Consider the following 13,043-nt stretch of genomic DNA (forward strand, 5'->3'; position numbering starts at 1 on the left):
ATAAACTTGATATTGGGAAGGATAAAAGATATGGTTGAATCAAAAATACTTACAAAGCAAGAATTAAAGTTATACGATGAATTTTCAACAAATTTCACTCCTAAAACAAAAAGGGACTATTTATTGAAAATAATATATTTTAAAAAGTATTTAGAAGGACAATATTTATTAGAAGTAGATAAAGATGATTGTTGTAAATTTATAGAACATATAAAAGAAAAATACGCAAAATCGACGACAGAAAAGATATATAGTTATTTACATAGTTTTTACTCATTTTTATATAGAAACAAATACATGGAGATAAACCCATTTAATTATGTTCAAAAACCTATGGTAACAAGAGAAAAAGGAAAAGACGACGTATTAAGCATTCAAGAAATAAATAAACTTATAGATTCTTTATATAAATTAAATGCGAGAGATAGACTTATAATGGTATTTTTAACTACGACAGGTTGCATGTTAAATGAGCTAGTAGAAGTTAAATGGAAAGATCTAATTGTGGATGATAAAGATAATTACTATATAAGACTTGGTAAAGGTAAAAAAGAAAGAGTAGTAAAACTACACCCTTATTGTTTTAAACTTATAGAAGATTATAGATATCATTCAGGACTAAGCGAAATAATACTACCTACTGATGAATATATATTCACAACACAAAAGAGTAATTCTATAACAGATAGAAACGTGAGAATAATAGTAAAAAAAGCATTTGACTTAGCGGGACTTAAAAATTATTCTGCAAAAGATTTAAGACACTCTTATGCTGCAATAAGTTTAATGTTAGGAGCAGATAAAGAAGATATCCAAAAACAACTTGGTTGGAGCGATAAATACTATGCTATAAGATATAAAAACGTAATTGATTTTGTAGATAGTGAGAGTATAGATTATATAATGCAAAAGGAAAATATGAATATAAATAAAAAATAATAATAATGCCGTTAAAAGATAATACTAATACTAAAACATCATAATATTTTTAGATATGAAAATATAATAAATTAGAACAAATTTAAAAAAAGTATTGTTATAGTTCGCTAAATTATATATAATTATGATGTTAAAAAGAAATGAATTAAGGACGGTGCACAAATATGGATAATAAATATAGTACATATTCTAACCCTCTTACTGAAAGATATTGCAGTAAAGATATGAGTTATATATTCTCTCCACAATTTAAGTTCTCAACTTGGAGAAAATTATGGGTAGCTCTTGCAGAAGGTGAAAAAGAACTAGGAATAAATATAACAGATGAGCAAATAGCAGAATTAAAAGCTCATATAGATGATATAAACTTTGATGATGCGAAAAGAATCGAAAGAGAAGTAAGACATGATGTTATGAGTCATGTTCAAGCTTATGGTCTTCAATGTCCAAAAGCAAAAGGTATAATACATTTAGGTGCTACTTCAGCTTATGTTGGAGATAATACAGATGTAATACAAATGGATGAAGCTTTAAAATTAATAAGAGTTAAATTAGTAAACTTAATAAACAACTTAAAACAATTTGCTCTTAAAAATAAAGATATTCCGACTTTAGGATTTACTCACTTCCAAGCAGCTCAGCTTACAACAGTTGGAAAAAGAGCAACTTTATGGGCGCAAGACTTAATAATAGACTTAGAAGACTTAAACTACAGATTAGCTAACATGAAACTTAGAGGAGTTAAAGGAACTACTGGTACTCAAGCTAGTTTCGTAGCTTTATTTGAAGGTGACAGTGCAAAAATAAAACAATTAGACAAAATAGTATGCAACAAAATGGGATTTGAATCTTCTTATGCTGTAAGTGGACAAACTTATACAAGAAAATTAGACTCTCAAGTTTTAAATGTACTAGCAGGTATAGCTCAAAGTATGCATAAAATGACTAACGATATAAGATTACTTCAACATCTTAAAGAATTAGAAGAGCCATTTGAAAAGAAACAAATAGGTTCATCAGCTATGGCATATAAGAGAAATCCAATGAGAAGTGAGAGAATATCATCACTTTCAAAATTCATAATAGCTGAATCTATTTCTCCAGCTATGGTAGAAGCTACTCAATGGTTAGAAAGAAGTTTAGATGACTCTGCTAACAAAAGACTTTCTATACCACAAGCATTTATGGCAGCTGATGCTATACTTGAAATAGGTATAAATGTAACTGATGGATTAGTAGTTTATGAAAGCATGATAAATAAACACATAAACGAAGAACTACCATTTATGGCAACTGAAAATATATTAATGGAAGCTGTAAAAAGAGGTGGAGATAGACAAGAGCTACACGAAGAGATAAGAGAATTATCTATGAAAGCAGCTTACAGAGTTAAACACGAAGGTTTAAACAACAACTTAATAGACTTAATACTAGAATCTGACAAATTCGACATGTTAAAAAGAGAAGAAATATCAGATATACTAGACCCTATGAAATTCGTAGGTAGAGCTCCAGAGCAAGTTGTAGAATTTGTAGAAGAATACTTAAACCCAGCAATAGAGCCATTTAAAGAATTTATAGGTGGTTTAGACGTAGACTTAAAAGTTTAATTTTAAAAATAAATATTATAAAATATATTAAAAAGGCTCCTAGAAATAAGATATATTTCTGGGAGTTTTATTTATGAGATAAATCAAAAAATATAATAAAATTAAAAATATTAATAAAATATATCCAAAAAATATTGTACTGAAAATAACTTTAGTGTAAAATATACACAGAAAACAAAATAACAGCAATCTGAGGTGATCAAATGAAATGTATAGTGACAGATACAATAAGCTTTTTATCAAACACATTTCCAAAAATTTATTCTAGTTTATACTTAAACTATTTAAAACAATATTCTGGATTATATGATGTAAACAAAACTCAATTAAGAGCATTAGTATTCATGAGAAATTATGGCGAAATAAGTATGACAGAATTATGTGCTAAGTTAAACATAGAAAAGGGTAGTTTAACTAGTATGATAGATGATTTAAGTAAAAAGGGATATGTTTATAGGGAGAAAAATCTTAAAGACAGAAGAAAATACATGATAGTTATAACTGAAGAAGGTAAGCAAATAGCTGCTGACTTTACAGAAAAACTAAGCAATGATTTAGAAGAAAAATTCTTTAAATTAAATACTGAGGATAGAGAGAAATATCTAGATGCTATAGAGACTCTAGAGACTTTATTAAATAAAAGTGAATTAAACTAATAACTTAAAGGGGATATGATAACGTATCCCCTTTAATATTTTTAACTAAGTTTTATTAACTAAGCGTTTGCCATAGCAGTTTTATAAGCTTTTAATCCCTCTGCTAACAATTTACCTGCGACTTTAAGATCTTCTTCTTTTAATATGTAAGCAAGTCTTACTTCGTCACGTCCAAGGCCATGAGTAGCGTAAAAACCTTCAGCTGGAGTGGCCATTACAGTTGCATTATCCATACGGAAATCAGTCAACATCCATTTTACAAAATCCTCAGCATTATCAACTGGAAGTTTAGCAACTATATAAAAAGCACCCATAGGTTTTTTACATATAACGCCGTCAGCTTTCATAAGTTCGTTATACAATGTATCTCTTCTCTTACAATATTCTTCATTTACTTGTTTTAGATAAGAAGCTGGAGTTTCATTGAATAAAGCAGCAGCACCTAATTGTTCTAGAGTAGCTATACAAAGTCTACCTTGGCATAATTTCATGATTTCACCTATTAATTCAGCGTTTTTACAAGCTATAGAACCTATTCTAGCACCACAAGCGCTATATCTTTTAGATACGGAATCAATTATTACACATCTATCTTCTATTTCTTTTACATTACCAAAACTAGTATAGTCAAGACCTTCATATATAAATTCTCTGTAAACTTCATCAGCAACAATCCATAAATCATGTTCTTTTGCTATTTCAGCTAACATATAAACCTCATCCTTAGTATAAACACATCCAGTTGGATTTCCAGGATTAGAGACTAATATACCTTTAGTTTTTTCATCTATTAAAGCTACTATTTTTTCTTTTGGAGGAAGGTGGAACCCATCTTCAGCTTTAGTAGTTATAGGTTTAACTTCCATATTAATAGATTGACCAAATCCATTGTAGTTAGTGTAGAAAGGTTCAGGTATTAAAATATTATCCCCAGGGTCACATATAGCCATAAATGTGAATAATAAAGCCTCACTACCACCATTAGTTACTAAGAAATCATCTTTAGAAAAATGCATATCATAAGTTTCATAGTATTTTTGTAAAGCATTTATTAATTCAGGGAGACCTTGAGAGCCAGCATATTCAAGAACGGGTTCATTGAAGTTTTTAACGGCTTTAAAGAAACATTCTGGAGTTTTTATATCAGGCTGTCCGATATTTAAATGATAAACTTTAACACCGTCTGATTTCGCTTGAGCAGCGAATGGTGCAAGTTTTCTGATTGGAGAAGCTTGCATAGATTTTAATCTTTTAGAAAATTTCATAGAAGAATACCCCCTTTTATATTTAAAAATAAAATTAGATTTATATATGTTAACCTATTAATATATTAGCATAAATTGGTAAAAAAATCATAAATTATCTGATATAAAAAAATATATTGAATTTCAAAAATAATATAAAAATAAATATAGACGATACTTTTTTATATTATTTTTGTGATTAAATATAAAATATGTAAGATTTAAAACGAATATTTATATTTAAATGAATAATAAATAAATTATTCTTAAAACAAAAGTAAAGGCTTAAAAATATATTGTGAAATTTATTTTAAAATATATAGTTAAAAACCTTTAATATAGATATAATAAAGAAGAGAAAATAAACAAAAGGAGAAAATAATGAAATTTATATCATGGAATGTCAACGGAATAAGAGCTTGTGTGACAAAAGGATTTTTAGACTTTTTTAAGGAAATAGATGCAGATATATTTTGCTTACAAGAAACAAAACTTCAAGAAGGGCAAATAAATTTAGAGTTAGATGGATACCATCAGTATTGGAATTACGCTGAGAAAAAAGGGTATTCAGGAACTGCTATATTCACAAAACAAAAACCGCTTTCTGTAAATTATGGAATACAAATAGAAGAGCACGACAAAGAAGGAAGAGTAATAACACTAGAATTCGAAAATTTCTATTTTGTAACAGTATATACTCCAAATTCACAAACTGAATTAAAGAGATTAGACTACAGAATGAAATGGGAAGATGATTTTAGAAACTACCTACTTAACTTAAATTCTAAAAAAGGCGTAGTAGTTTGTGGAGATTTAAATGTAGCACATAAAGAAATAGATTTAAAAAATCCAAAGACAAATAGAAAAAATGCAGGATTTACAGATGAAGAGAGAAATAAATTTACTGAGCTTTTAGATAGTGGATTTATAGATACATATAGATATTTTAATCCAGATAAAGAAGGAATATATTCATGGTGGTCTTATAGATTTAAAGCTAGAGAAAAAAATGCTGGATGGAGAATAGATTACTTCTGTACTTCAAAAGATCTAGAAGAGAATTTAGTCAGTGCATATATACATACAGAGATATTAGGCTCAGACCATTGTCCAATAGAATTAATAGTAAAAGACTTAAAATAGATTTATTATAGAAGTAAAAAGAAGCTGTTTTATTAGTAAATATAGACTAATATAATAGCTTCTTTTTACTTCAAATACTTACGTATTTTTGTTATTTTTTGTATTAAGTAGATATTTATTTTTTCTCCCCATATTATAAGCTGCATTGATTACTTTTTTCTCTTCCTTTGTAAGTTCTCTTTTTAACATATTTTTAAATTCACCAAATAATTTATCATAATCTATCTTTAATTTCTGCTTTTGCTTTTGTTTTTCTTTTTTTGAAAGATTATAAGTATAAGTTTCTGGCTTTATATTTTTATTATTTATTTTTTGAAAAACAAGTGATGTATAATATGCATCATTTAAAGCGTTGTGATACTTTTTGTCTTGTTCTAATTCTAATATTGAAATAGCATTTTGTAATCCAATACATTTTCCTACAGGATTATTAAAAAAGCTAGAAGCATGTTGTTGAATATTGATATACATTGTTGGAAGATTATCTAAAGGTATATTGTAAAAAAGTATATTTCTATGAAGTTCTTTTAAATCATTTGTTCCCCAAGTACCGAATATAGCATTTTTAGAACCTATAAATTGTAAAAAGTCTTTATATACATCTTTAAAAGAAGGTGCATTTTTTAAATCACTATTTGTTATCCCAGTCATTTTTTTTACAAAAGGATGTATATCCTTATAAATTTCAGACTTGATATAACTTGAAAAAGTATCTAATATATTTAAATTAGAATCTAATTTAATCGCACCAATTTGTATTATTTCAAATGGACATTTAGCATTTGAAACAGTTTTATTATTAACCCTGTCAAAACCCTGGTTAAATTCTAAATCAAAAATTATATAGTTCATAATAATTTCTCTCCTAAAATCTGTATAGTTGTATAATATATTTATGTCGCATATTTCAAAATTTAAAAATCTTGAATAAGTGAATTTATTAGCCTCAAAATTGGATTTTACATATATTTAATTATAGCATTAAATCGATAAAAAATATGCTTTTACTATTAATATATGAGAAAATTAATTTTTGTTATCATAATGAAATAATGATAAAATAAATAAAATATATTGCATATTTTTATAAAATTTTATATAATAAGTAAAACATTTAATACGAATGAAATGTGCAAAAATGCGCAAAAAATACGGATTTATTTGAGATTGTAGGGGGACTATTTTTTTATGAAAAAACAAATTCATGTAATAGACAAAAGAAAAGTGAGTAATGAAGAGTTAAAACAAATATTATTAGAAAACAAAAACATAAAATTTGTATCTCTAATGGGTGTTGACCTTGGTGGAAATGCCACAGATGAAAAAATACCAGTAAGTTTATTATTAGATGATGTAGATGATTTTCTAAAATCTGCAATACAAACAGATGGATCAAGTGTTGAACTTCACAACATAGCAACATTAAACAATGCAAAAGTAGATTTAATGCCAGACCAAGATTGTAACTGGTATGTAGATTATAATTTACAAAATATCGACAGTGAAACAGGACTTCCAGTAGGAACTCTTAAAATACCAGCTCTTTTAATACACGATAATAAAAGAGTAGGTTCAAGAGGAATACTTAGAAAAGCTCAATCTAACTTTAAAAAATCATTAATAGAGATATTTACTGAGTATCCAAAAATGTTAAACAGTATAGGTGTAGATAGTGTAAATGATATAGAAGATATTGTTTTAACTGCAGCTACTGAATTAGAATTCTGGGTAAATACTCCTGAAGATAAAGCTGATTTAGAGCAATTATCTGTATCACAAAGTTTAAAAGAACAATACTGGAAAAGAACTCACGGAATAATAAGAACTTGTTTAGAACAATCACTAGAAAAATTAGAAAAAATGGGAATATCTCCAGAAATGGCTCACAAAGAAGTTGGTGGGATCGCTAGTTCTATAACTAGAGATGGAAAAACTAAGCATGCTATGGAGCAGCTTGAAATATCTTGGAAATTCGATACTCCAATACAAGCAGCTGACAATGAAATGGCAGTAAGGGAAGTAGTAGAAGATATATTTTCAATGAACGGTCTAGAAGTTACATTTAAAGCAAAACCAATTCAAGGAGTTGCAGGAAGTGGTGGACATACTCACTTTGGAGTAAGTTTAATACTTAAAGATGGAACATTTAAAAATTTATTTGCTCCGCAAGATATGACGAAAGACTACTTAAGTGAAGCTGGATACGGTGCTTTAATGGGACTTTTATACAACTATGAAGTTATAAGCCCTATAGTTACTAATAGTATAGATGGATTTGAAAGACTTGTACCTGGATTTGAAGCTCCAGTTTGTGTAGTTACTTCACTAGGACATACTTATGAAACTCCATCAAGAAACAGATCTGTACTTGTAGGACTTATAAGAGATGCTAAAAAGCCTAAATCACTTAGATTTGAACTTAGATCTCCAAATCCACTTTCAAACACTTACTTAGTAATGGCAGCTGGATACCAAGCTATGTTAGATGGTATAAAATTTGCAGCTAAGAGTGGTTTAGATACTAAAGCTTTAGAAAAAGAATTATCTAAAGATATCGGGGAAGAAGGTTTATACCTAGAAAAAGATAGAAAATACAGAGATGAAAACAATGTATTTGATTATTATAATGATGAAGAAAGAAATGAAAGATTTGGAATGCCACCTGCTACAGTATATGAAAATATGCTAAATCTTGATAAATATAAAGAAAAATTAGAATGTTTAAAAGATGGAAATGTATTTACTGATAGTATAATTGACTCATTTAAATACGGTTCACTTGATAAGTGGAAAAAAGAATTAAGACATAGAATAATACATGATGACATGGAATTATTAAGAGGTTATGTAAAATTACACAATAAAGAAAATATGGATGCTCTAGATGAAGTTAATTGGAATAAAATTTCTGATATAAAATTCAATATCATGAAAGATACATTAACTAGAAAATCATTATTTACAAGAATAAATGATGCTATAGATGCTAAGGATTATGAAAAAGTTTCAGAATTACAATTAGAGCTTAGCAAATATATGAAAGAAATAAGAGTACTATATTCAACTTACAAAAAAAATATTTATTAATTTAAAATTTAAACTGCTATATAGAAATTTTATCTATATAGCAGTTTTTTAATTGCAAGGAAATTATATTTATTTATAAATTATGGATAAGTATAATTTCATTACATGGATTTTAAAAAATCTAAACTTTTAAGCCTCTTTATGATAATGATTTTGTAAAAAATTAAAATATAATAATGGGAGATATATAAACTTGGAAATTAAAGTGTTTATAAGTATATAAAGTAGATATGAAATAATAAAAATATTATAATCAGATATGATGCAATCTTCCTCAAATAACAATATGTATCGTGTTTTAATATAGGAAAATCAAAGGTAATAATTATTATTAATAAAAAAGAAATTAAAATATTAAAATTAAAAAAATTGATATATCTAAACATAGAAGCTGAATAAATCAAAAATGATATAAAACAAATCCCTACAAAAAATCTATTATTTTTTGATAAAAAAGGCAAAGTTCTATTTATCAATTTCCTTATACTTATTTTATTTATTTTAAAATAAATATCTTTTAGAAGGTATAAGAGCAAATTAATAAATAACATTATAGTGCATATAATTCCACTAATCATGCCTAATATTTTAATCATAAGATCACTCCTCAATATAAAATATTTGTTACTAATTATATATTTAATAAGATGACAAAAAAGTATATTTTAAACAAAAAAATATAGGGGTTTTAAAAGTTAATTACAAATTTGTTAAATATAAAGTTAGTGATAATTTAGAGGAATTATAATTCTAAAAATAGAATATATAAATATAAAATGTATTTATTTGATATATGATAACAATCATTATATTTTATAAATAACAAAAAGTGATTTTTAACATATTTTATAGTATATATGGTCTTTTCATTATCTAATTAGAAAAGTAAAAAGAGGGGAGCCGATTTTATGAAACGTAAACTAATACAAGAGAGTTTAATTTATTGTATCTTACCGATAATTGCAATCGCAGTTTTTTATAATCAATATTCAAGTATCCCATGGCTAATTTTAACTGTAGGTTTTTTATATACTTTTTATACTAAGAAAAAAGAAAATAGAATAAACTATACATTTATGTCGTTTTTTATAATATTTAGTATTTATTTTCTAATAACAAACAATATGAAAAGTAATCTATTAATTCAATTTAACTTAGGGTTTGTTATGTTTTTAGCTATACTGACATTAATCTTAGAAGCTGTAGATATGAGTATATGTAAAATTGCATTTCAAGATATTTTAATGATGTTAGGCGAAAGCAAGATGAGCATATATAAAATAGGCAAGAAAAGTAAAGTAAGCTTAAACTTAAAAAAATTATCTACAATAATTATAGTAGAATTATTGAGTTGTGATTTGATAGGGATTTATTGTATCAATATCAAAAATATGAAGAACTTAAGTTATATGGTAAGTTATGAAATTTTAGCTATTATAATCTTCACATTAATAGAATTATATCAATTAAATATAATCAGAAGTAAAATAAAATACATAAAATATAAGAATAACAAGCTTATAAAAGAAAAAGTTGACTTAGGTAAAGTTATTAATTTAGAACAGTATAGATAATAAAAAAGAGGTTTTTAAAACCTCTTTTTTAATTCCAACCTATTAACTAAAGCAACGGAATCTTTGATTTGTTGGCGCCATAAGAAAAGAGAATTTTTAAATTCTAAGGAAACTATACTTATAGAAGCTCCATTACGTAATCGCCGATTTTTTCTGGATTTATATTTTTCTTCACATGGACTAAATTTTCTAACATAAAATTAAATCTATGGTCTAAATCACCATTTACCATTAAATCAAAAATTTCTTGTAATTCTGCATCATTATTATATACAATGCCGATTCCTTTATCTATTATAAATTTTGAGTTTTCGATTTCTTGACCTACCTTAGGTGTCTTTATAATAATTGGTATTTGAGCATTTATAGCTTCAAATAAAGTTGCACCACCGGGTTTAGTTACTAAAAGATCATTATCTTTAAGAAGTTCAGGCATATTAGTTACAAATCCCAATACTTCTATATTTTTTAGCGGTTTTTTAACTGTTAAATTGTTAAATAGTTTTTCGTTTTTTCCAGTTACAATAGTAACATGAAGTTTGTCTTTATAATTGTCACAAAACTCATCTAGCCATCTAACAAAATCTTCATCAAAGTCAAATAAACCTCTACCACCGCCCATAAGAAGTACATTGTATTTTCCATCTTGGAAATATACTTTATCTTTTATATTAAACCTCTTATCTGTCGGCACACCAGTAACTCTAAAAATATCAGGATTTAATCCTTTTTGAACATATCTATGTTTAATCTCATAAGTAGGAACAAAATACATATCAGTATTTGGGAAAATCCACTCTAGACTATCTACAACATCAGTTATAACTGTTATACAGGGGATAGGTGTATTTTCCTTTTTTGAATTAAAATCATGAACACATCCAGCAGCTGATGGAAATGTAGATATTATTAAATCTGGTTTTATTTCTAATATATACTCTGTTAATTTTGGAGTATATATTTTATAAGTTATATCAAACTTTGAATTAAAATTCTTTTTAGCATAATAGTAATAATTATAAAGTTCTGGAACATACTTAGTATTTCTCTCGTACATTTTAACCATTGGGTTATTTATGCGTGGGATACTGGCATTTATAAAGTTTTGAATTACTATATTATAATTTGGATTTTTTTCTAAAATATATTCTTTTATAGCATTTGCTGCACTGACATGACCAGCACCAAATTGAGCAGTTAATATTAATATAGTCTTATTAATATTATTCAAAATATCACCTCCAATTAAAAATAATACCATTTATAGTATTATACAGTTATATCAAATTTAAAGCAAATTTTATACAAATATTTACTAAAATTAATAACAGGTTTACTAAAATAAGTAAAAATAAAAAATAAAGGAAAAAGATAATAAAGAGCAAATTAGATATAGAGGTGATTTTATGGATGATGTAAAATCTAAAAAAACTCAAGAAATAAAAGGAGACGATTTTTCTGAATTAATAAAGTTGGTATTATTTTCGGGAATAGGATGTTGTATATTTTTCTTACCACTTAGTATAAATAGACAAGTTGTTTTTCCTGTATTTTTTATTACAAATTTAGTTTATTTAAAATATGAAGGATTTGTATATATTTGTATAATCGTATTTATTGCACTTTTAGCTATAAAAGAAATAGCAAAAAATGAAAAGACTCTAATAGATAAAGTAGATATTGTATTAAAGTTCATATCGTTACTAATATTAATTGTTTTAACTACTAAAAATGAATTTATATTTTTTAAGGATGAAAACTTAATTCAGATAATGAAAGAAAGTATATTTAAAATTATAATATTTCTACCAATAAGCTCTATATTTTTACCGTTTTTACTCGATTATGGATTATTATATGTTTTTGATTGTTGCTTTGGAAGATTTACAAAAAAGTTTTTTAGAGCTAGCGGAAAAAATATACTTATATGTGCGCTATTCTTTTTTGTAGATGGATTTTTAGGATTTTATGTAATTTATAAATTATACAAAGAAGGAAGGCTTAGAAAAAATGAAGCTATTTCTGGAATATTAAACTACCCAATTTTACATATTTCAATAGTAGTATATATAGCAGATCAATTGAAAATAAATTTTTTACCTCTCATAATATGTTATTTATTTGTATTTATAATAACAAATCTAATTATATGCAGAATATATCCTATAAAAAATAAAGAAAAGACATTTTTTATAAAAAATAAATTTAAAGAAAAATCATTTAAAAGAAATAAACTTAAGATGTCTATATTGTTGTACTTAGAAAATTCTCAGAAAAAGAATTTATTTAAAACTATTTTGCGTAATTTCAATGAAACTATAAATATAGCTTCAAATATTATACCAATTTTATTAATTGTATTTTTATTTATAGATATAATAACGAGAAATGTAAATATAGTAAATACGATTGGATGGGGATATGAAGTTATTTTGACTAAATTAAAAATGCCTTATCCAGATTATATTTCAAAATCAATTGTATTAGGATTTTTTAATCAAATTTATTCTATTGAAGTATTAAATAATGGGATTACATTTATATCTAGATTGACAATTGCAATAATTATTATTTGCCAGGGAATATCACTTACAACAAATATAATTTTTATTAGAGTATATATGAGATTTATTGATTATAAGGATATTATTTTAGTTTATTTAGAAAAAATATTAATTATGACATTTATAATATTTATAATTTATTATTTTTATCTCGGATTTTCAGCATAGATTTTTTAAAACAGACTTTTATTCCTCTTGTAACCAGTTTTTTAACTTTACATATAAT

10 protein-coding genes are annotated in these 13,043 nt (G+C 25.6%); 7 read left to right on the plus strand and 3 right to left on the minus strand.

The window, feature by feature from the left end; genetic code table 11:
• The first annotated feature begins 30 nt into the window (after positions 1–30).
• From ABCM86_RS09090 to ABCM86_RS09100, 3 genes are all read left to right on the plus strand, one after another.
• Positions 31–939, plus strand: a complete 909-nt coding sequence (locus ABCM86_RS09090; protein WP_195931460.1) for a tyrosine-type recombinase/integrase — start codon at positions 31–33, stop codon at positions 937–939.
• A gap of 164 nt (positions 940–1,103) precedes the next feature.
• Complete coding sequence (gene purB, locus ABCM86_RS09095; protein ID WP_195931459.1) at positions 1,104–2,549, plus strand: adenylosuccinate lyase; 1,446 nt, start codon at positions 1,104–1,106, stop codon at positions 2,547–2,549.
• Between the two features lie 203 nt (positions 2,550–2,752).
• Positions 2,753–3,205 (plus strand): MarR family transcriptional regulator, encoded by a 453-nt coding sequence (locus ABCM86_RS09100; RefSeq protein WP_195931889.1) that lies wholly within the window; start codon positions 2,753–2,755, stop codon positions 3,203–3,205.
• Positions 3,206–3,264: 59 nt separating this feature from the next.
• On the opposite strand, the gene ABCM86_RS09105 is transcribed toward ABCM86_RS09100, so the two are convergent.
• On the minus strand, positions 3,265–4,470 hold the full coding sequence (locus ABCM86_RS09105) for a pyridoxal phosphate-dependent aminotransferase (protein WP_295677819.1): 1,206 nt from the start codon (positions 4,468–4,470) through the stop codon (positions 3,265–3,267).
• A gap of 360 nt (positions 4,471–4,830) precedes the next feature.
• On the opposite strand from ABCM86_RS09105, the gene ABCM86_RS09110 reads away from it, so the two are divergent.
• Positions 4,831–5,592: an exodeoxyribonuclease III gene (locus ABCM86_RS09110; protein ID WP_195931887.1), complete on the plus strand. Its 762-nt coding sequence runs from the start codon at positions 4,831–4,833 to the stop codon at positions 5,590–5,592.
• A 78-nt stretch (positions 5,593–5,670) separates the two neighbouring features.
• On the opposite strand, the gene ABCM86_RS09115 is transcribed toward ABCM86_RS09110, so the two are convergent.
• On the minus strand, positions 5,671–6,444 hold the full coding sequence (locus ABCM86_RS09115) for a 3'-5' exonuclease (RefSeq protein WP_295677818.1): 774 nt from the start codon (positions 6,442–6,444) through the stop codon (positions 5,671–5,673).
• 336 nt (positions 6,445–6,780) lie between these two features.
• Between ABCM86_RS09115 and ABCM86_RS09120 the strand changes: the two genes are divergently transcribed.
• Positions 6,781–8,679 (plus strand): glutamine synthetase, encoded by a 1,899-nt coding sequence (locus tag ABCM86_RS09120; protein WP_195931633.1) that lies wholly within the window; start codon positions 6,781–6,783, stop codon positions 8,677–8,679.
• A gap of 908 nt (positions 8,680–9,587) precedes the next feature.
• Positions 9,588–10,253, plus strand: a complete 666-nt coding sequence (locus ABCM86_RS09125) for a hypothetical protein (protein WP_295574444.1) — start codon at positions 9,588–9,590, stop codon at positions 10,251–10,253.
• Between the two features lie 118 nt (positions 10,254–10,371).
• Here ABCM86_RS09125 and ABCM86_RS09130 read toward each other — a convergent pair whose 3' ends face one another.
• Positions 10,372–11,484 carry a glycosyltransferase gene (locus tag ABCM86_RS09130; protein ID WP_330593239.1) on the minus strand — a complete coding sequence of 371 codons (1,113 nt, stop codon included), beginning with the start codon at positions 11,482–11,484 and terminating at the stop codon, positions 10,372–10,374.
• 175 nt (positions 11,485–11,659) lie between these two features.
• Between ABCM86_RS09130 and ABCM86_RS09135 the strand changes: the two genes are divergently transcribed.
• Positions 11,660–12,985 (plus strand): hypothetical protein, encoded by a 1,326-nt coding sequence (locus ABCM86_RS09135; protein ID WP_343003872.1) that lies wholly within the window; start codon positions 11,660–11,662, stop codon positions 12,983–12,985.
• Positions 12,986–13,043: the final 58 nt, after the last annotated feature.

The sequence above is a fragment of the Clostridium sp. 2218st1_F5_2218SCRN_220325 genome (assembly GCF_039062665.1).
Taxonomy (GTDB): Bacteria; Bacillota; Clostridia; order Peptostreptococcales; family Peptostreptococcaceae; genus Intestinibacter.

Excerpts from the sequence above, each read along its gene's own strand:
- purB (WP_195931459.1), top strand. The coding sequence starts at position 1,104 with ATGGATAATAAATATAGTACATATTCTAACCCTCTTACTGAAAGATAT.
- ABCM86_RS09100 (WP_195931889.1), top strand. The coding sequence starts at position 2,753 with ATGAAATGTATAGTGACAGATACAATAAGCTTTTTATCAAACACATTT.
- ABCM86_RS09105 (WP_295677819.1), bottom strand. The coding sequence starts at position 4,470 with ATGAAATTTTCTAAAAGATTAAAATCTATGCAAGCTTCTCCAATCAGA.
- ABCM86_RS09115 (WP_295677818.1), bottom strand. The coding sequence starts at position 6,444 with ATGAACTATATAATTTTTGATTTAGAATTTAACCAGGGTTTTGACAGG.
- ABCM86_RS09125 (WP_295574444.1), top strand. The coding sequence starts at position 9,588 with ATGAAACGTAAACTAATACAAGAGAGTTTAATTTATTGTATCTTACCG.
- ABCM86_RS09120 (WP_195931633.1), top strand. The coding sequence starts at position 6,781 with ATGAAAAAACAAATTCATGTAATAGACAAAAGAAAAGTGAGTAATGAA.
- ABCM86_RS09090 (WP_195931460.1), top strand. The coding sequence starts at position 31 with ATGGTTGAATCAAAAATACTTACAAAGCAAGAATTAAAGTTATACGAT.
- ABCM86_RS09135 (WP_343003872.1), top strand. The coding sequence starts at position 11,660 with ATGGATGATGTAAAATCTAAAAAAACTCAAGAAATAAAAGGAGACGAT.
- ABCM86_RS09110 (WP_195931887.1), top strand. The coding sequence starts at position 4,831 with ATGAAATTTATATCATGGAATGTCAACGGAATAAGAGCTTGTGTGACA.